The organism is Pseudoxanthomonas sp. CF125, assembly GCF_900104085.1.
Taxonomy (GTDB): Bacteria; Pseudomonadota; Gammaproteobacteria; order Xanthomonadales; family Xanthomonadaceae; genus Pseudoxanthomonas_A.
In genome coordinates this window covers 421,753-440,376 of the sequence record NZ_FNLD01000003.1, presented here as the reverse complement: position 1 = coordinate 440,376, position 18,624 = coordinate 421,753, and the positions used below count along the sequence as shown (strand labels likewise).

At 59.1% G+C, this 18,624-nt stretch carries 15 protein-coding genes; 5 read left to right on the top strand and 10 right to left on the bottom strand.

Translation table 11 applies throughout. From position 1 onward, the window contains the following. Positions 1 to 246 precede the first annotated feature (246 nt). Both BLR66_RS15485 and BLR66_RS15480 read right to left on the bottom strand, forming a co-directional pair. Complete coding sequence (locus BLR66_RS15485; RefSeq protein ID WP_176943910.1) at positions 247 to 1,437, bottom strand: radical SAM protein; 1,191 nt, start codon at positions 1,435 to 1,437, stop codon at positions 247 to 249. Positions 1,438 to 1,586: 149 nt separating this feature from the next. Then, complete coding sequence (locus BLR66_RS15480) at positions 1,587 to 1,892, bottom strand: hypothetical protein (protein ID WP_093289058.1); 306 nt, start codon at positions 1,890 to 1,892, stop codon at positions 1,587 to 1,589. A 656-nt stretch (positions 1,893 to 2,548) separates the two neighbouring features. Here BLR66_RS15480 and BLR66_RS19030 point away from each other — a divergent pair. Then, positions 2,549 to 3,532, top strand: a complete 984-nt coding sequence (locus BLR66_RS19030) for a hypothetical protein (protein ID WP_143014672.1) — start codon at positions 2,549 to 2,551, stop codon at positions 3,530 to 3,532. Positions 3,533 to 4,040: 508 nt separating this feature from the next. Beyond that, positions 4,041 to 4,547: a hypothetical protein gene (locus tag BLR66_RS15470; protein WP_093289052.1), complete on the top strand. Its 507-nt coding sequence runs from the start codon at positions 4,041 to 4,043 to the stop codon at positions 4,545 to 4,547. A 973-nt stretch (positions 4,548 to 5,520) separates the two neighbouring features. On the opposite strand, the gene dcd is transcribed toward BLR66_RS15470, so the two are convergent. The 3 genes from dcd to BLR66_RS15455 all read right to left on the bottom strand — a co-directional run bounded on the left by dcd (position 5,521) and on the right by BLR66_RS15455 (position 7,977). Next, a complete protein-coding gene (gene dcd / locus BLR66_RS15460; protein WP_093289045.1) occupies positions 5,521 to 6,114 on the bottom strand; it encodes a dCTP deaminase in 594 nt (197 codons plus the stop codon). Beyond that, the gene (locus BLR66_RS19025) at positions 6,111 to 7,295 is read right to left on the bottom strand and encodes a hypothetical protein (protein WP_218119659.1); all 1,185 of its coding nucleotides are present in this window, start codon (positions 7,293 to 7,295) and stop codon (positions 6,111 to 6,113) included. The genes dcd and BLR66_RS19025 overlap by 4 nt, the downstream gene beginning before the upstream one ends. A gap of 196 nt (positions 7,296 to 7,491) precedes the next feature. Further along, the gene (locus tag BLR66_RS15455; protein ID WP_093289042.1) at positions 7,492 to 7,977 is read right to left on the bottom strand and encodes a hypothetical protein; all 486 of its coding nucleotides are present in this window, start codon (positions 7,975 to 7,977) and stop codon (positions 7,492 to 7,494) included. An 851-nt stretch (positions 7,978 to 8,828) separates the two neighbouring features. Here BLR66_RS15455 and BLR66_RS15450 point away from each other — a divergent pair. Beyond that, positions 8,829 to 9,458, top strand: a complete 630-nt coding sequence (locus BLR66_RS15450; RefSeq protein WP_093289039.1) for a thymidine kinase — start codon at positions 8,829 to 8,831, stop codon at positions 9,456 to 9,458. A gap of 24 nt (positions 9,459 to 9,482) precedes the next feature. Here the strand turns inward: BLR66_RS15450 and BLR66_RS15445 are convergent, their stop codons facing one another. The 4 genes from BLR66_RS15445 to BLR66_RS15430 all read right to left on the bottom strand — a co-directional run bounded on the left by BLR66_RS15445 (position 9,483) and on the right by BLR66_RS15430 (position 15,064). Beyond that, entirely contained in the window at positions 9,483 to 12,281 is a 2,799-nt protein-coding gene (locus BLR66_RS15445; protein WP_093289036.1) for a serine/threonine-protein kinase, read from the bottom strand. 290 nt (positions 12,282 to 12,571) lie between these two features. Continuing rightward, on the bottom strand, positions 12,572 to 13,138 hold the full coding sequence (locus BLR66_RS15440; RefSeq protein WP_093289033.1) for an ECF-type sigma factor: 567 nt from the start codon (positions 13,136 to 13,138) through the stop codon (positions 12,572 to 12,574). A gap of 70 nt (positions 13,139 to 13,208) precedes the next feature. Continuing rightward, positions 13,209 to 14,021 (bottom strand): bifunctional DNA-formamidopyrimidine glycosylase/DNA-(apurinic or apyrimidinic site) lyase, encoded by an 813-nt coding sequence (gene mutM, locus BLR66_RS15435; RefSeq protein ID WP_093289030.1) that lies wholly within the window; start codon positions 14,019 to 14,021, stop codon positions 13,209 to 13,211. 203 nt (positions 14,022 to 14,224) lie between these two features. Further along, on the bottom strand, positions 14,225 to 15,064 hold the full coding sequence (locus tag BLR66_RS15430) for an ABC transporter ATP-binding protein (RefSeq protein ID WP_255402760.1): 840 nt from the start codon (positions 15,062 to 15,064) through the stop codon (positions 14,225 to 14,227). Positions 15,065 to 15,203: 139 nt separating this feature from the next. Between BLR66_RS15430 and BLR66_RS15425 the strand changes: the two genes are divergently transcribed. Together BLR66_RS15425 and BLR66_RS15420 are read left to right on the top strand one after the other, a co-directional pair. After that, positions 15,204 to 16,415, top strand: a complete 1,212-nt coding sequence (locus BLR66_RS15425; RefSeq protein WP_093289024.1) for a DesA family fatty acid desaturase — start codon at positions 15,204 to 15,206, stop codon at positions 16,413 to 16,415. A gap of 101 nt (positions 16,416 to 16,516) precedes the next feature. Continuing rightward, positions 16,517 to 16,846, top strand: a complete 330-nt coding sequence (locus tag BLR66_RS15420) for an EF-hand domain-containing protein (protein WP_255402680.1) — start codon at positions 16,517 to 16,519, stop codon at positions 16,844 to 16,846. Between the two features lie 96 nt (positions 16,847 to 16,942). Here the strand turns inward: BLR66_RS15420 and BLR66_RS15415 are convergent, their stop codons facing one another. Further along, the gene (locus BLR66_RS15415) at positions 16,943 to 18,607 is read right to left on the bottom strand and encodes an MFS transporter (protein WP_093289018.1); all 1,665 of its coding nucleotides are present in this window, start codon (positions 18,605 to 18,607) and stop codon (positions 16,943 to 16,945) included. Positions 18,608 to 18,624 lie beyond the last annotated feature (17 nt).

The window sequence follows — 18,624 nt, the reverse complement described above, 5'->3', positions numbered from 1 at the left end:
GTTTCTGAGCCGCCTCCGCTGCCGTTTGAGTACCCGGCGAGGCGGCGGCCAGCCTTGAAGTGCATACCTTTACACCTTTGCATGCGATTGCTCGAACAGCGGCTTCACTTCTCGCCGACGTGCAGGCATGCCACTAGCGATAACCACGCCTTATCGCTACTAACCTTGAAGTTTCAGATAAATAAAAATTCAATGTCCGCTCACAACCCAAATCGGACATTCGCTCAAGCTAACCGAATATCCAGTTTAGTGTGTGTAATGAGAGGACAGCATGATCCTCGCAATATTCTGAAACTCTGTCGCTCCTTTCATTAGGAGCATGTAGATATCACGCCTATCCTCGCACGCATAAAAATCCGCTTTCATCGAAGGATCACGGCTCCGTAACTCGTGAAAGTCGCCGGTGTAACAGAATCCGTTTACAAAACACTTCCTGCATCTTTCTGATGAAAGGCCATGCTCCAACTGAAGTTTCGCAAGCTTCACAAGATCGAAATCGTCGGCTTTTCCAAGGCAAAACTCCGGCCCAATCATCCCGTCCATCGGGTAGACATTACCGTCGTCGTGTAGATAGAGTGTAAATCGAGGCAAGGCTTTGGCGCCGCGAAGAAAGATCGTCTTCAGCGTCCATCCAAGTGGTGACAACTCTATGGTCTGGATCAGATGGGGTTTTCTCGAAAAAACCTCCACTAGATACTGCGCGACATGAAACTCATTCAGCTCTCTCTTGATTCCGTTGCGAATGGCATCCCCGACCGGGAGTAGTGTTCCATAGGTGACTTTAAAGCCATGCGAGAATGCAAACTCAAGATAGTCTTCAAGGCCAGAAATGTTCTCTCGAGTTAGAACTGGTTTCAAGGAAACATTTGCGCCGACGTAGTGAAGGTGCTCCAGATTTCGCATGATCGAGCGGAACGTTCCTGCGCCTCTCGAGTAGTCATTCACAGATTCATGAATAGAATCAAGACTAACTCTCCATTCAACTCCTTCATCCTTAATGGCTGCGATGTACTGTTCTGATCGAAGACACGCTGCAACACCATTTGTAGAGATTCTTACTAGAAGATTCTTCGAGCGTGAGTACTTAATAAGCTCTGGAAGCTGCCTATGAACTGTAGGCTCGCCGCCGAAGTACTGGATGGAAAAAACATCGTTGCCCCCGACTTTAAGCAGGGAATCTATGAATGACACGACATACTCGTATGCCAGTGTCCGGAACTGAGATTTTGTGAACGACGGGGAGCTAACGTAACAATAGGCGCACTTGAGAAAACATCGATTGGTTAAGCTCACAATTGGATTGCGTAGGAGGGTTCTTTCGTTAGGGCGCTCGTTTCCGTTGGAAAACTGCTGAAAATAGCTGGCTATTTCTTCATCAACGGTAGCAGTGGACTCTTGATTCGAGTATCCGGAATTTGAACTCGGAGGAGAGTCCATTGGCCGAAGCTCCAAGCGGCTCCAAAAGCGGAATTTGATGTCCCGTAACTGTTGTTCTGAGACAAACATCCACGTAGAAGTCTGCGGGAATACGCAGAGTGTCTCCCCCGTCGGCAACTTGGAAAAATACAAGACCACTTTGCGGTGTCTTACTCGCCCCCTTCGCCCCACATAGCCTTGATCTTCCTGCTGTCAGCGACACTTATCAGGTCAATTCCAAAAGTCTTGGGGTTGGTCTCAAAACCAGCAATTTCAGGAGCGCCAGTCACGTCTTTCTTGAGCGCCTTCGTTTGCTCGGTTGTAAGGCGTACTAAGCCCGGCTTTCGTGGACGCACGAGTTGGGCAGCTCCGGTTTTTGCATTCACGGAGACCTGTGCCACTTCCAATCCAAAGTGCTGCAGGGCAGCCTGCTGATCGCCAGTCAGATCAAGCAAGACTCGGTCACTTGTCGCCATGATTAACACCTCTTTTAGACTTATGCACGAGGGAACAACGTCTGGTCCATTAAGAACCGGCCATTAACACTAACCGCCGCCCTGTCGGCTCCTTCTTGGCCGAAAGCTGCGGCCACCGCTCATCAGGTGGTAGATGCCCTCTGCACTCTGACAACCCATTGCATGCTTGATGGACGGCGAAGGCCGAAAGGGTCTGATCATCTCGCCGCGCATCTCAAGTCAACTTCTACCTCACTGCTGATAACACCCAACTATAAGATTTGGCTGTACTTGAGACGTCTGCAATCGCTCCTTGTGCACTGTGCCTGCTAGCCATCATCTAAGCTGGAGCCAGCGAGAACCTGCTGAGTACGTCGAGGCCCCCGGCTTGCAAGGCGTAATTTGGTCCGCTGTGAATTTGCCGGACTAGCCAAGTATCTGCGGGATTCCTCGGACCTTGGTGTGAATTATTTACGTAGTTTCCCGAGAGCAATAACGCGCAGGTGAGACCGGTTGACGACGGCCCGAATTCCTGAACTCGCGCGATCAAGAATGCGCCAACGGCCAAGTCAACTTGCGCCTTGTACGCCCCTACAAAGATACCCGCCTTGGGCTGGTTATGGGCGCTAACAGGGTTTAATCTCGCCGCGGGGCATTCACGAAGGTTGGGTTCGCAGATGAACTGGCTTCTCGATCGCTTAGGGGACGAAGCTACACGCTCTGCATTGGCCTGGTTGGGCGGAGGCATCGCTGCGCTAGCGGCAGGCATGTGGACGGTTATCAAGTTCTGGTTGGAAAGGCGGGTTCAGAAGCCTCGAGGCCGGGCGGATGGGGATGCTAAGCCATCTAGCAGCTCCAGCAACGTGCGTGTATCTGCTTCGGGCGGTTCAGTTGCAGGTGGACGTGACGTAAACATTGGGATGAAAAGCCTGCATGTCGTAGTTGGCGGCTTGCTGTTGGTCGGGCTGCTACTTTTTGGTGCGAGCTTTATAGGGGACAGGGTAGTTCGCGAGGCGGTCGATCCACTTCCGCCCATACCTGCATTCTCTCTTTCTCTTACATGCGGCGACGATACAAAGGGAAGCCCCTTTACTCTCTCAGATGACGAACGCAAGTCCTTGGTTGACTTCGCGGAGTTCTTCGATCAACACCGCGATCAACCTGTGTATGTCTCCATGGCGATAGAGAAAGCATGCGGTGGTTGCGGTTGCCCGCGTGAAGTTCCTTTGGAGAAATACTTCAATGACGAGATCGTTGATGACCAAACCGATGAGGAAATACAAAAAGGCTCTCTATTGATTGACTCGGCCCCGCCCCAAAGCGCCGGTGACCAAGTGAGCGACCATGGCGCTCGAATCAACCACGAAGGTATTGCGATGGTCGCTTTTGCTCCGCAAGACTGGGCTTACGGAATTACATTTCACATGCCGAGAGCAAGCCAGCTTTCCGATCCACAGTATCGATCAGGTGAGTACGGGTTTTTCATGAAATTTGACGGACTGTTCAACGCGCGAAATCTGGACAGAACCGGGGGCGCCAATTTATCGCTTGATCCCATTCAACCTTCGGAAACCCAGTTACAGCAGCTGCGTTGTATTAGGGATGCTGGAACCCTCTCCAAGTCTCAGCGTCTATACCTCGGCTGCTCAGATCGATTCTGAGACGAACTGACAGCGCAATACCGTTCCCGCTTGGTCTTCAACGATAAAGGCCGCCGAGCAGTACTCGAGCGGAGGTAGCGATCAGCCTCTCGCTTGAAATAAATATGCAGGGGATTGTTAGTAATAACACGCTCTTATCGCTACCAGCGTGGTCAAAGCCTTTCGGTTACGCCGACCTGCTGGAGCGATCGGGTCAGCTGATTCCGCACATAACGGCAGTCCGCGGCCCTAACCGCCCGGTCTTCGATCACATCTGCCTCGCCAGTGAACGCCGCCTAGAAAGTCTTCCTGATCCTCAGCGTCCGCCAACATGCCGAGTAGATCAGCCCTTAGCCTGTGTAGCCTTGAGTCAATTCCGCCTCTGTCCATCGCCTGCTTTCCCGAGAGTTGAGGCGAGGTTCTGGCTGAGGACTCTCAAATCCTGAGATCGACCTTCGGAGCGCGGTGGGCTATATTCGCGCTGGGTCGCCGCCCTGCTGCGGGTCGGCTGAAATGAGGCGCTGGCGATATGGGCAATTCTGATGTCATTGCGGTTCTCGCGCTCGTCGTCAGCCTGGCATCCGCGTACATCAGCTACCGAGCCTTCACTCATTCCGTAAGCGTGCATGAACTAGAATCGACACTAGCGTTCGAGAAAGACAAATCGGAATTGCTAATGCATGTCGAGCAGAGCCGAAACTTATTCGCTTCGGCTAGGCGCGAGATCGAGCAAGTCCAGTTCGTGCTGTCCCACGAGCCATCCGTGGTCCAAGACGCCCTCAGGAACTACGACAATCTTTTCACCGAGTTTCTTCCACGATTAGTGGGCGCAGAACGCCAGGCCGGCCTCCTGTGGGACGAGATTCATGAGTGGCGCGACAAGTCGGGCCGCAGCGCCTTTGCGCATCACACCCCAAGGTTTAGATCGCTCATTGAGAACGATCGGATAGCACATGAATCCGCCCTATTCTGCGTGGGGGAGTTGCGAGCGCAGCTGGCTCGCGCTCGAGACGAGTTTGGCAATCGCCCGCGATAGCCGCAAAGTCAACCCGCTGTTTTTTGCTGGGGCGCAACTATTTCGTGACTTTCCACAAGTGCCCACGACGTGAGAGCTTCGCCCAGCTGCGACCGCCAAATATCGCAGAGTGAGACATCTACACTGCTACCATAGCAAAGATCAAGCCTCGACCTTCAAGGGCGTTGTGATGACGACATGGCCGTGTACTGCTAGCTCTCAACTGACACCAGAAGCACTCCGTAAAGTCGGCCCATTGATTCGGGCTTGGTGGGACCAAAGCGAATCGGGAAGCCTTGAGATTCCACATGGAACCTTTATGCTCTTGGACACCGGAGCTTCAGGTATGTGCATCGACCAGGCAGTAGCAGAATCCTTAAGCCTAGTCAGCCATTCGAAGATGGAAGTCCACGGTGTCAATGGCATGACGATGGCCTCCAAGTACATCGCCAATTTGACGCTCCCCGTCGTTGACGGCGCTGGGCGTTCGTTCGCCTTTCGATTCCCTGTGGACTGTACCGGCGTCCCGGACTTGGCCAAACGCTATGCTCGGGACTCAATTAATCTCGTCGGGATTCTCGGCCGTAATTTCCTTCAGTTTTGCTCAGTAACGATTGATGGAACGACGGGCAGAACGAGTGTGCAAATCGACGAAGCGATAATGCGTCCAAGGCCGTAGGTACGCATAGGCCAACACCCCAAATGAAAATGCCTCAGACGATGAAAAGAGTTCCCGCTCAGCTCAGCGGCAGGCAATACGCCAAGCCGTCTCTCGGAACGGCCAGCCCTGCGGAAATTTGCGGCTAACCCGCATGCAGTTGCGCACTGCAATGTTCAGAGCAGTGACTGAACATTATCCTAAGACTTGAGGTGGTCGGAATTACGAATGTTATGCTGGCCAGGGTGGGCCTCTAGAGCCATCGGCCCTACATGCGCTAACGCCGGTAGCCGGCCGAGGACACGCGAGCGCGCTATTGGCAAGTGCGCGCTATTGCTAGTTTGCAGGATGTGTCCAAAAAGCCATATCAACATCAGCCGAGACATTTCCATGGCCCGGATCGACTTGCTCTGCGAAAGAACCTGTGTAGACGGCAGCACCTTCGCAATCTGAAAAGATTATCTGTGCGACAAGTAGTCCGGGATACAGAACGAGTGGAACTTCGCCAAGATTCACTAATTCGAGGGTTATTGTTCCAGCGAAGCCAGGTTGGATCGCAGTAGCTGTTGCGATTACAAGTCCAACCCTTCCCCAGCGTGATCTTGAAGTAACCCAGGCAGACAGGTTGAATGGCAACTTCACATACTCAAGAGTACTTGCGAGAACCAACTCGTTTGGGTGCAAGTAGAACTTTGAGCCAAAGTTCGCATAGTGGCGGGAGTTGTACCGCGCGGACCTTGGATCAGAGCCTGCAGGATCAATCGATGGCAGGTTCCCTCGCCGCGTTACAACAAAATCGTTACCCAGACGAATATCAATGGACGCCTCGCCTACTTGGGTCGGGTTGAGCAAAGGTGTGACTACAAGACGTTTTTCCGGTTCACTGTCTCGAAGCGCATCTATCAGCCTTTGATTCCCTAACACGCTCATGAAGGCGAAGTCCTCGTACCCGACCTATAACGACGCTGAAGTACTACATACTCAAGTCCCTTCAATGCTTTTTCATTGAGGCGACTTAACTCGTTTATCGCTTGGTCCGGATTTGTCCCCGCCTGGGATGCCTCCAGTGAGACTAGCCAACCAGCCAAAACCGCAGACCGTTCGTCAACCGCCACAGGGCTAAGAGAGTCCCCAATCTCATTAGGCGGAAGTCCATGTTTCAAGCGTTCCACTAGGCGGGGTACTTCAAGCTTCAGCGTGGAGTCCTCATACCGGGCTGTTGCCAATTCTGTGCGTGCAAACTGCTGGGCGCTGGGCAACGTCGTGCTAATCCAATCGTATGCAATACGTGCAATGGGCGAAGTGTTAATCGTGAGTTCGTCTGAATTGTCGGAAGCTAATTGTTCTAAATGATCGAGCAATACTCCCGCATTGGAAAAGGTAGGTCCGACAACTTGGTCCGTTGTGAGATTTCTTAATGCGTCGATATGCCCCTCAGCCCTGGCAACTTCTAACGAAACTCGAATCCGCATGCGTCCCGGGGGATACCCTTCGTTTTGCCGCGAGGGAATCACGTCCAAAGTATTCCACATGAGAATTTGATAGCCGGCGAACAGGGCGCTTGGTCCAAACAAATATACTCCGACGGTGTCGGATATCAGTTCTTCCAAAGCACGACGTCTAAGCTGAAAGACTGCTTGAATAGCTGCTTGAAGCTCAGGCATTGTTGGAGAGCCGCCTAAAGCCTGGATGATGTCTTGCCGAGCGCGCAATCCTCTCGCCTGATGAGCGGCAGAGGTTGCTTCCATCTGGAGAAAGGCATCTGCAATCGGATGGCCTAGCTCATGTCCAAAAATAGAGAACATGGCCACGTTGTCTCGTTCGACACGCGGAAAAGATACAAGGTCTTGGGGGCCTGAATAGGCAGAGAAAACTGCTGACACCTCGGCGTCAGCGCCTAGATACCTAAAAAGTTCTTTCAGGTAGACGACAAGGCTACGGATGGTGAAGTTGTAACCCGCCTGTGGCCAAGCTAAGAACTTAGATTGCCGATTCAGCCGCTCATACAGTGATCGAAGAAGACAAACCAAGCCTCTCGGGGTTTGATCAGTACCTGCATTGTCGAAATATTCGAGAGTTTCGCCGAGCGCAACAATTGCCCGGCTAGTCATAATCAGAATCTGCTCGTCAGATAAACTTTCAATACGCCTTCTTAGAATCGCGAGTAGACTGCCGAGAAGTTCTAGCGCCTCGTTAGCGCCTTCGTCGGGATAGTCTCTCGAGCGAAGTTCTTCGAATCTATTTTGTAAAGCTAGGCACAGCTCCGCGGAGCGGAGCCGGTGGTAGTCAAGGGTACGAAACCCTGGGCTAGGTGAGCTGGCCAAGCAGTGCTCTACGACCTACAGCGGCTGGCCGGAGACGATTGATTTCCAGAAGCTCCAATGCCGAGGCGTAGAGACGGTCAAAGAATGCACGAGCATTAGTTATATCGACCTCTTCAAGTGTGGAGGCCTGGCCCGCTGATATCTGGTGAACTGCCCTTGCAAGCTCATTGAACACATCGGGCGCTTGGCGATCTTTCAACAGGTCTAAAGATTCGACTGGTTGGAGAGCGAAACCAAAAGCGTCCGTCGAGCTGATAACACTTCCGCGGGGGTGAGCACCGGTAGAAATGAAGGCAGCTCCATCGGCCACCTGCCGTAGAAACTCCTCGGCTTCCTCCAAGATCGTTTGATCCTCAGACGTTAATTCCTGGTGTGCCTCGGCCCGCGCTATGGCCTCTGAGGACCTTGCGGCAAGTAATCCGTACTTAATCGATTCCGCACTACGGAGTTGCAGGCTGGGGTCACTCATAATACCTCCGTTAAAATGCTTGAATCTTGGGCCAAACCGGCCCAAGCTGGACTACCTTTTTCTTTGTTGAAGGCAACCTAGGCTATTACAAACGCGCGAGCGCGAAGCGCCTAGATGCAGCCTATACGTTATTCGATCTGATGTCCAGAGGCCCAAGATAATGGGGTAAACCCATGCCTGTGGCACTACCTGTAGCAACCGCCGCTAGTTCACATGGGCTGCAAAAATGGGCCAAACTGACCCAAAATATGTCGTGTTGAGTGCTGTTGTTCAGCTGGATGAAAAACGGCGCTTTAGGGTACCTCGGGCCATTTTAGAGGCCCTTCACTGGGAAACGCCCAACGGCCCCGACCTACTGATTGCCGAGCTAGTCGACGCTGGCCGACTGAGGTTGTGGGAAAAGGCGTTAGTAAGTTCGCGCCTCAATGCTATGGAAAAAGACCTATTAGCTGACGCCGGGGACGAAGACGATGCGTTTCTGGCAGAAAATTTAGAGGCGTACAGGGCCTTTCAGGATCGATACCGGGAGCTCACTTTGCGACCCTCCGATGGACGCGTCCAACTGCCTGCCATTCTTCATTCAATACTCGAACCTAATCAGCTCCCAACCCCACTGTATGTGGAGCTTGGTTGGAAGTGTTTGGAAGTACTCTCACCTCAAGCCAGAATCGAGCGGCTACGCATATTTCGTCCGGATACAAATCTGGAATAACCAATCTAGCTGGTTAAACAAGATGCATGCTGAGCAGTACGCCTGCCATTTTGGGGTATTTTTGGGGGTAGGATGCTCGCAGCGGCCCTGAAGTTAGATTAAAAAATATATATAAATCAATAACTAAAGAATCCTAGCTGTGGCCAAGCTCTATTTCTACTATTCGGCGATGAACGCCGGCAAGACCACCACCCTGCTGCAATCGGCGCACAACTACCGCGAGCGCGGCATGCGGGTGGCGATCCTCACTCCCAGGCTCGACCATCGCGCCGGCAGCGGCGTGGTGGCTTCGCGGATCGGGTTGAGCGCGGAGGGCATGGCGTTCGATCGGGATGCGGATCTGGAGCGCATGGTCGCCCTGGATATCGCGGCCAACGGCAAGCTCGATTGCGTACTGGTGGACGAAGCCCAGTTCCTGACCCGCAGCCAGGTCTGGCAATTGAGCGAAGTGGTGGACCAGCTGCGCATTCCGGTGCTGTGCTACGGGCTGCGCACGGATTTCCGGGGCGAGCTGTTCGAAGGCAGCCAGTACCTACTGGCGTGGGCCGATGAGCTGACCGAAATAAAAACCATCTGCCATACCGGCAAGAAGGCCACCATGACCGTGCGCGTGGACGATCAGGGCCATGCCTTGCAGGAAGGGCCGCAGGTCGAGATAGGCGGCAACGAACGCTACGTATCGGTCAGCCGGGCCGAATACAAGCGCATCGCGCGTGGCGAGGGCAGCATCGATCCGCTGCAGACGCCGTTCCCGTTCGCGAAGGAATAGTCCTTCCCTTCTCGGCAAGCGCCTTCATCGGCAAGCGGCGCGGATCGCCACCGCTTCGCGGGTGATCACTCCGCCGTCGGGGCGGGCGGCGCGCAGTTCGGCGATCAGCGCGTCCAGGTCGCGCCTAGCGCGTTCGCGCTGGCCGTCGCGGCAACGGACTTCGGCGGCATAGGCGCGTGCGCTCCAATGCAGTTTGGGAATCTCGCTGTCCTCGCCCGGGTGCGCGGCCAGCGCTTCCAGCGTCTTGAGTGCGGCAACGCTCTGGCCTATGCGCGCCTGCTGCCGGGCCATCGACAGTTGCGCGAACAGCGTGCGCGGATGGTTGGGCCCCAGGCCCACGCGGGTGAGCTTGACCGCCCGATCGAAGTAGACGGTGGCCTGGTCCAGCTTGCCCTGGCCGGCGAGCACTTCGCCGATCATGCGGTCGGCTTCGCCGACCGAGGAGTCGCTGGCGCCGTACTGCGTGGCGCGCAGCGTGCGCGATTCCTGCAGCGCCTTGAGCGCTTCGTCCTCGCGCCTGGCGCCATGCAGGATCATTCCGTAATTGAACAGGCCGCCGTGCAGGTTCTGCGAACCGGCCGCCCCCCGCCAGATGCGCACCGCTTCGGCGACGTCGGCGATCGCCTCGTCCATGCGTCCCAGCTCGAAGGCGATCACGCCCCGCGTATTCAATGCCATTCCGGTTTCCCGATGGTTGGGCCCCAGCGCGTTCAAGGTCAGCCGGTACAGCGGTTCGATCTGCTGTTCGGCTTCGGCGTAGTGTTCCTGGTCGACCTGGATGGCCACCAGCAAACGCCGGATGGTCAGGGTGACCGGATGCTGCGGGCCATGGACTTCTTCGGCGATGGACAGGGCCTGGCGGAAGGTATCGCGCGCAAGATCGGTGTCGCCTCTTGCGCGAAACAGGCGTCCGCGACTGGTTTCTATCTCGACAGTCAGCGCGTTGCGCGCGCCTACGTGTTTGCGCAGATGCTGCAATGCCGCGTCGTAGCCGGCCAGCGCATCGTCGGTGCGTCCCAGATCGTTGTCGATCAAGGCCAGGTCGTACAGGTTTTCCGCGACGCCGGTCTCGTCCTTCAGTTCGCGGCGCAGCGCCAGCGACCGCTCGTAGAGATGCTGGGCCGTCTGGCGCTCGCCGATCAGGCGCCGGCAACGGCCGTACTGGGAAAGAAAGTCCGCCTGCTGCGCCGGTTGCGCGCGTATGCCCGGAACCAGCGATTCGAACGGCGCCATGACTTGCAGGCATTCCTTGGTGCGGTCGAGCAGGCGCAGGGTACGGCCATGCTGGGTCACCGCTTCCAGGCGCAGCCCCGCCGACGCCGAATCCGTCCGCGCCAACAAAGTGTCCTGGCGCTCGATCAGCGCCAATGCTTCCTGGTAGTCGCCCAGGCCGATGCGCAGGCGTGCGATCACCCCTAACAATTCAGCGTGCGCCAGCGGCTGGTCGGCCAGTTCGCGTTCGCCGCGGCGCTCGCCGGCCACCAGCAGCTTGCGCGCATCGAAGATATTGCCCTGCTGGGCCACGCCGGCGTTGTCGAACAATCCGATCACGAAATCCTGCATCGCCTGCGCGCGCGCGGTCTCGCGCATGGCTTGCCGGCTTTGCCAGACGCTGGCCGCCAGCGCCAGCAGCAATACCGACGCGATCACCGCACCGACCGCCAGCCCCAGGCGATGGCGCGAAACGTATTTGTGTACCCGGTAGCTCAGGCTCTGCGGCCTGGCCAGCACGGGCCTGCCTTGCAGGTGCCTTTGCAGATCCTGCGAAAGCGCTTCGACCGAGGCGTAGCGGTGTTCGGGCAATTTCGCCAGGGCCTTGAGCGCGATGTTGTCCAGGTCGCCGCTGAGCCGCCGGGCCTGGCGCCTGGCGTTGGCTTGAACAAGGCCGCCGTCGGTGGGGCGTTGCGCGGCCAGCGACGGCTTCAGCGGTTCCACCGCGAGGATGGCCTGCTCCCATTCGGCGTCGGTCTGCCGGCGCAGGCGGTAGGGCTTGGTGTTGGCCAGCAGCTCGTACAGCACCACGCCCAGCGAATACACGTCGGTCATGGTGGTGACCAGTTCGCCGCGCACTTGCTCCGGCGCCGCGTAATGCAGGGTGAACGATCGCACCTCGGTGCGCGGATGCACGGGTACCGGTTCGTTGTCGTCCAGCAGTTTGGCGATGCCGAAATCCAGCAGGCGCACTTCGCCGGTAGGTGTGACCAGGATGTTGGACGGCTTGAGGTCGCGATGGACGATGAGGTTGGCGTGCGCGTGGCTGACCGCTTCGCAAACCTGCAGGAACAGTTTCAGCCGTGTGTCTATCGACAGGCCGTGGGCCTGGCAGTAGTCGGTGATGGGAATGCCCTGCACGTATTCCAGGGCCAGATAAGGCTGCCCTTCGCTGCCGATGCCGGCATCCAGCAGACGCGCGATGTTGGGGTGCGCCAGCCGCGCCAGGATTTCGCGCTCGCGGCTGAAACGCAGCCGCAGGTTGGGGTCGGCCAGGCCCGGCCGCAACAGCTTCAGCGCGACTTTGCGCTCGTACAGGCCATCGGCGCGCGAGGCCAGCCAGACCATGCCCATGCCGCCTTCGCCCAGCACCGATTCCATCCGGTACGGCCCCACCATGGTCCCGGTTTGCGGCTGGCCCGGCTTGTCCAGCAGCGGCTGGACCATGAAATCATCGCTGTCGTCTTCCAGCGCCAGCAGTTTTTCCAGATCCTCGGCGAGTTCGGGGTCCTCCGCCTTCAGGATCTGCAACTGTTTCGCGCGCGCCTCGGCGCCGAGCTCGAGCAGCACATCGAGCAGCGGAGACAGGCGTTGCCAGCGCTCGGCGTCCATGGGCGCGCTAGGGCCTGTTAACGCTATTGGGATAGGTCACGTTGCGCCGCCGCAGCGGTCAGACGCTTGTGCGCGGCGCCGCGACAGGCTGGCCGCCTGTTCAAGCCGCGCGCGAGCGTCTGACCGCTGCGGCGGCGCAACCCGAAGGGCCGTGCCTGAGTGCGCACGGGGCCGCGTCATCACTCGGGCATGTATCGGCATACATTTCCTCATTCTTCCTTGCCCCGTACGCACTCAGGCACGGCGGGACCTATCCCAATAGCGTTAACAGGCCCTAGACCGAGCCCGGGTCAGTCGTCCTGCATCGCCGCCAACAGGAACAGCCGGGCCTTCTGCCAGTCGCGTCGGATGCTGCGCTCCGAGCGCTGCTGCAATTCGGCGATTTCCAATTCGGACAGGCCGGCGAAGTAGCGCATTTCCACCACCTGGGCCAGGCGCTCGTCGGCGGCCGAAAGCTTGTCCAGCGCATCGTTGAGCGCCAGCATGTCTTCATCCAGGCGCAGCGGGCCTTCGACGTCCTCGGGAATCTCGGCCACGCGCTTGAGATCGCCGCCGCGCTTGCGCGCCAGCCGGTTGCGCGCGTAGTCCACCACCACGCTGCGCATCGACGAAGCGGCATAGGCGAAGAAATGCGCGCGGTCGTCGAACTTGGCGTTGCTGCTGCTGCCGATCAGCTTGAGGTAGGACTCGTGCACCAGCGCGGTGGCATCCAGCGTATAGCCGTGCTGGCCGGACAGCTGGCGCCGCGCCATGGTGTGGAGCTCCTGGTAGAGCGTGGACAGCACGTGGTCCAGCGCGGCCCGGTCGCCGCTGCGCGCCGAGTCCAGCCATACGGTGATATCTGCTGCGTCCGCCATCGTCCCTTCCCCAAGAAATGCAGGGACGGAATATAGCCCCAAACGTCGTGCCCGGCGTGAGCGCGGCAGGTCAGCGCTGGCAGTGGCCGCACCAGACGCTGGCGCGCTGGCCTATGTTGGCGAATTTCAACGGCCGCCCGCAGTTGGGGCAAGGCTGCCCGCCACGTCCGTAGGCGGAGAGCTCCTGTTCGAAATAGCCCGGCGCGCCGTCGGGACTGATGAAGTCGCGCAACGTGGTGCCGCCGCGGGTGATGGCGTAGGCCAGGACGTCCTTCACCGCCGCGGCAAGGGCCGCATAGCGCTCGCGCGATACCTTGCCGGCGGCGCGCAGCGGCGAGATGCCCGCACGGAACAGACTCTCGGCGGCGTAGATATTGCCTACGCCCACCACGATGCCCTGGTCCATCAGGAAGGTCTTCACCGGCGCCTTGCGATTGCGGCTGCGTTCGAACAGATAGTCGCCGTCGAATTCGTCCGCCAGCGGTTCGGGCCCCAGCGCGCGCAGGAGTTCGTGGGTCTCGCCCGCCGGCTGCCAGAGCAGGCTGCCGAAACGGCGCGGATCGTTGAAGCGCATCACCCGGCCGGAACTGAGTTGCAGGTCGACATGATCGTGCGCGGTCACCGGCGTGCTTGCCGGCAACACCCGCAAACTGCCGGTCATGCCCAGATGCAGCAGGGCGCTGCCGGCTTCGGTATCCAGCAGCAGGTATTTGGCGCGACGGCGCACCGCGTCGATGCGCTGGCCGGGCAGGACGCTTTCGATCTCCCTGGGGATCGGCCAGCGCAGATCGGGCCGGCGCAGCACCACGCCACGGATGCGCTTGCCTTCCAGATGCGGGGCCAGGCCGCGGCGGGTGGTTTCTACTTCGGGGAGTTCGGGCATGGGGGTGTCTGAGTCGGTCGTCGCGTACCGTCAAGTTTTCGTATCGTCATCCCAGCGAACGCTGGGATCCATTTTGACTTTGATCTTTGCTCTGCAATTCAAACAATAGAGACGCGTGAAGCAAGATCAAGATGGATGACCAGCCATTCGGCTGTCGAAGAGCGCTTCCAGCCTCCGCTGGGATGACGACAGGGTTTTTGTCGTTATGTACTTGAAGCGAAATAGCGCTCGCCTTCCCGCCGCACCCGCAACTCGCCCCCGAACACCGCGGAAAGATTCTCGGAGGTGAGCGTACTGGCACGAGTTCCATCCGCATAAACGCCGCCGCCACGCAACAGAATGACCCGGTCGATTTCGGCGACGATCTCCTCGATATGGTGCGTCACCAATACCAGGGTGATGCCTTGCCCGGCCAGCTCCTTCAGCAGTTGCAGGAAATCGCGTTGCGCCACCAGATCGAGCCCAGCGGTGGGTTCGTCCAGCAGCAGCGCCTGCGGCTGGTGCACCAAGGCACGCGCGATCAGGACGCGGCGCATTTCGCCCGTTGAGATTTCCGTGACCTGCCGCGCGATCAGCGCGCCGGCGCCCACGCGCTGCAACGCCTCGCGCGCGCGTTCGCGCATGGGCTCGCTGACTTCCGCATCGGAAGGCAGCATGAAGCTGGCGAAGAAACCGGTGAGCACGGCCGTTTCCACGTCCAGGTGCGGCATGTCCTGCAGGTCGCGGGTCAAGTCGCCGGTGACCACGCCCAGGCGGGCACGCAGTTCGTTCACCACCCAGCGCTGCTGTCCCATCACTTTGACCGGCGCCTCGCCCTCGCGCGCCAGCGGATACAGCTCGCGGTTGATCAGCTTGATGAAGGTGGATTTGCCGCAGCCGTTGGGGCCCAGCAACGCGGTGTGCTGGCCAGCGACGATGCGCAGGGTCAGCGCGTCCAGCACGGTGGCCTGGCCGCGCACCACGGTGGCACGATCCAGTTCGATCAACGGAGGCGGCGCCTGCGGCGAAAGATCGGCGGCGGCGAAGGGGTTGGGGAGAGAAATATGCGGGTTCCGGTGTGGGCGGGGCGGACGGACACCATACGCGGGCGACGGGTGAAAACCGGACCGGCAGGCCCCATGATTATCGCATCGGCAACGCATCCCGCCGTTCATTTTCCCGCCGGTCCCAAGGAAACCCGCCATGCCCGCTCTGCCCCAAGCCCTGTTCGATTTCCTGTCCGGCGGCCTGCTCGCGCCCGGCTGGTGGGGCATGCTTGCCGTGCTGCTGGTCTTCACCCAGCTGACCATCTTCTCGGTCACTTTGTACCTGCATCGCAGCCAGGCCCATCGCGGCGTGGATTTCCATCCGCTGGTCAGCCACTTCTTCCGTTTCTGGACCTGGCTGACCACTTCCATGATCACCAAGGAATGGGTGGCCATCCACCGCAAGCACCACGCCAAGGTGGAAACCGAGGAAGATCCGCACAGCCCGCAGTTCAAGGGTATCGGCAACGTGTTCTGGCGCGGCGTCGAGCTCTATCGCGAAGCGCGCTGGCAGCGCGCCGACATAGAGCAATACGGCAAGGGCGCGCCGGACGACTGGATCGAGCGCCATCTCTACACCGCCCATCCCACCGCTGGTCCGATCGCATTGCTGTTGGTGAATTCGCTCCTGTTCGGCGTGCCGGGCATCGCGCTATGGGCCATCCAGATGGCGTGGATCCCGTTCTGGGCCGCCGGCGTGGTCAACGGCCTTGGCCATTGGTGGGGCTACCGCAACTTCGAATCGGCCGATACCTCCACCAACCTGACCCCTTGGGGTGTGTGGATCGGCGGCGAGGAGCTGCACAACAACCACCATGCGTTTCCCAGCTCGGCGCGCTTCTCGATGCGGCGCTGGGAAGTGGATATCGGCTGGGCCGCGATCAAGGCGATGGAAGCGGTGGGTTTGGCCAAGGTGTTGCGCGTGGCGCCCACTTTGGACATCCGTCCGAATATCTCGGTGCCCGACGGCGATACGTTGAAAGCGCTGCTGTCGCACCGCTTCCTGGCCATGACCGATTACCAGCGCAACGTGCTGAAACCGGCGTTGAAGGAAGAAGCCCGTCTTGCCGGCGAGAAATTGCGCAGATTGTTGCCGCGCAGGCTGCGCAAGGGGCTGGCCGACGATGGTCGCTGGTTGAAACCCGAAGCGCGCGAACAGCTGCACAGCTGGGTGTCGCAACGCCCCCGCATCCAGGCGCTGGTCGAACACCGCGCGCGCCTGGCCGCGCTGCTGGAAGCGCGCACGCACGACGCGTCCGAGCGATTGAAGCAGCTGCAGGCCTGGTGCCATGAAGCCGAAGCCAGCGGCATCCGCGCGCTGCAGGAATATTCGATGCGCCTGAAAGGCTACGCGCTGGCCGCGCATTGAGGCCGCTCCGGTCCTCTGTGGAACCGAGCTTGCGCGGCTGCTTTGATACCAGGCAAACCGCAGCCGGGCAAGCTCGGCTCTACAATGCCCGCATGCTTGCCATGCAACGTCTCTGTTTCGCGATAGCGCTGTTGGCGCCGCTTCCGGTCTTCGCCCAGGTCAATGCGACCAGCGACTACCTTGCGCGCATGGACGGCGATGGCGACAGCCGCGTCGGCCTGACCGAATATCTGGACTGGATGAGTTACGCGTTCGACGCGCGCGACCTCAACCGCGATGACGTGCTTACCGCCGACGAACTTCCCGGCGGCAAAGGCCAGGCGATCACACGCCAGCAGCACCGCGAGCGTCTGGCTGCCACGTTCAAGAAGCAGGACGTAGACCGCGACGGCTATTTGAGCGCAAGAGAGCTCGCTGCCCCGCCTCAGTAAACGCGCGCGTTTCCTTCTACGCCCACAAAAAAGCGCCGACCCTTCCGGATCGGCGCTGGGTACTCCGGACCGGGTCCGGCGACGCAGGGGTATTGCTTACTTGGTGATATCGACGTCCTTGGTTTCCGGCAGGAACAGCGTGCCGATCACCAGGGTCATCGCCGCGATCACGATCGGATACCACAGGCCCTGGTAGATGTTGCCGCTGGCCACCACCATGGCGAAGGCGATGGTGGGCAGGAAGCCGCCGAACCAGCCGTTGCCGATGTGGTACGGAAGCGACATGGACGTATAGCGGATCTTGGTGGGGAACAGCTCCACCAGCCACGCCGCGATCGGCCCATAGACCATGGTTACGTAGATGACCAGGATGGTCAGCAGCAACAGCACCATCGGCTTGTTGATGCGTGCCGGGTCGGCCTTCTCAGGATAGCCGGCGGTGGTCAGGTCGGCCTTCAGCGCTTTGCCGAAATCTTCCGTCTTGGTCTTGAACGCCGCAGGATCCAGACCGGCGCCTTCGAATGCCTCGACCGTCGCCGTACCCACGTTGATGCGAGCCACGGTGCCGGCCGCCGCGTCCTGGTTGGAATAGGTCACGCCCGCCTTGGCCAGTGCGGCCTTGGCGATATCGCAGCTGCTGGTGAACACTTTCTTGCCCACCGGGTCGAACTGGAAGCTGCAGGTCGCCGGATCGGCCATCACCACCACCGGGCTGGTCGCTACCGCTTCTTCCATTGCCGGATTGCCGTAGTGCGTGAGTCCCTTGAAGATCGGGAAGAACGTCAGTGCGGCGATCAGACAGCCGCCCAGGATGATCGGCTTGCGGCCGATCTTGTCCGACCACCAGCCGAAAAAGATGAAGAACGGCGTACCGATGATGAGGCTGCCCGCAATCAACAGGTTGGCCGTAGTGGCTTCGACCTTCAAGGTCTGGGTGAGGAAGAACAGTGCGTAGAACTGACCCGCATACCAGACCACGGCCTGGCCGGCAGTGGCGCCCAGCAGGGCCAGCAGTGCGATCTTGCCGTTCTTGGAAAAGAAGCTCTCGGTGATCGGCGCCTTGGAAGTCTTGCCTTGGTCTTTCATTTCCTGGAACAAGGGCGATTCGGCCAGCTGCAGACGGATCCATACCGACACGCCCAACAGCACTACCGACAGCAGGAACGGAATGCGCCAGCCCCAGGCTTCGAATGCCTCGGTGCCCAGGAAATAGCGGCAGCCCAGGATCACCAGCAACGACAGGAACAGGCCCAAGGTCGCTGTGGTCTGGATGAAGCTGGTGTAGAAGCCGCGCTTGCCCTGTGGGGCATGCTCGGCGACGTAGGTGGCTGCGCCGCCGTATTCGCCGCCCAGCGCCAGGCCCTGCAACATGCGCAGAGCGATCAGGATCACCGGCGCCGCAACGCCGATGGTGGCGTAACTGGGCAAGATGCCGACCAGGAACGTCGACAGGCCCATGATCACGATGGTGACCAGGAACGTGTACTTGCGCCCGATCATGTCGCCGATGCGGCCGAACACCAGCGCGCCGAACGGGCGCACCGCGAAACCGGCGGCGAAAGCCAACAGGGCGAAGATGAAGGCGCTGGCCGGATTCAATGCCGAGAAGAACTGCTTGGCGATGATCGCGGCGAGCGATCCGTACAGATAGAAGTCGTACCACTCGAATACCGTACCCAGGCTCGAGGCGAAGATGACCTTCTTGTGGCCTGCGGTCAGCGGTTTGCCCGCGGGCAATGCGGCGTTTGCTGTCGTTGACATGTCGGAGTTCCTATTGG

Bases quoted from the DNA above. Each gene is read 5' to 3' on its own strand.
- BLR66_RS15440 (WP_093289033.1), bottom strand. From the start codon at position 13,138: ATGGCGGACGCAGCAGATATCACCGTATGGCTGGACTCGGCGCGCAGC.
- BLR66_RS19025 (WP_218119659.1), bottom strand. From the start codon at position 7,295: ATGACTAGCCGGGCAATTGTTGCGCTCGGCGAAACTCTCGAATATTTC.
- BLR66_RS15425 (WP_093289024.1), top strand. From the start codon at position 15,204: ATGCCCGCTCTGCCCCAAGCCCTGTTCGATTTCCTGTCCGGCGGCCTG.
- mutM (WP_093289030.1), bottom strand. From the start codon at position 14,021: ATGCCCGAACTCCCCGAAGTAGAAACCACCCGCCGCGGCCTGGCCCCG.
- BLR66_RS15480 (WP_093289058.1), bottom strand. From the start codon at position 1,892: ATGGCGACAAGTGACCGAGTCTTGCTTGATCTGACTGGCGATCAGCAG.
- dcd (WP_093289045.1), bottom strand. From the start codon at position 6,114: ATGAGCGTGTTAGGGAATCAAAGGCTGATAGATGCGCTTCGAGACAGT.
- BLR66_RS15415 (WP_093289018.1), bottom strand. From the start codon at position 18,607: ATGTCAACGACAGCAAACGCCGCATTGCCCGCGGGCAAACCGCTGACC.
- BLR66_RS15455 (WP_093289042.1), bottom strand. From the start codon at position 7,977: ATGAGTGACCCCAGCCTGCAACTCCGTAGTGCGGAATCGATTAAGTAC.
- BLR66_RS15445 (WP_093289036.1), bottom strand. From the start codon at position 12,281: ATGGACGCCGAGCGCTGGCAACGCCTGTCTCCGCTGCTCGATGTGCTG.
- BLR66_RS15420 (WP_255402680.1), top strand. From the start codon at position 16,517: ATGCAACGTCTCTGTTTCGCGATAGCGCTGTTGGCGCCGCTTCCGGTC.
- BLR66_RS15470 (WP_093289052.1), top strand. From the start codon at position 4,041: ATGGGCAATTCTGATGTCATTGCGGTTCTCGCGCTCGTCGTCAGCCTG.
- BLR66_RS19030 (WP_143014672.1), top strand. From the start codon at position 2,549: ATGAACTGGCTTCTCGATCGCTTAGGGGACGAAGCTACACGCTCTGCA.
- BLR66_RS15485 (WP_176943910.1), bottom strand. From the start codon at position 1,437: ATGGACTCTCCTCCGAGTTCAAATTCCGGATACTCGAATCAAGAGTCC.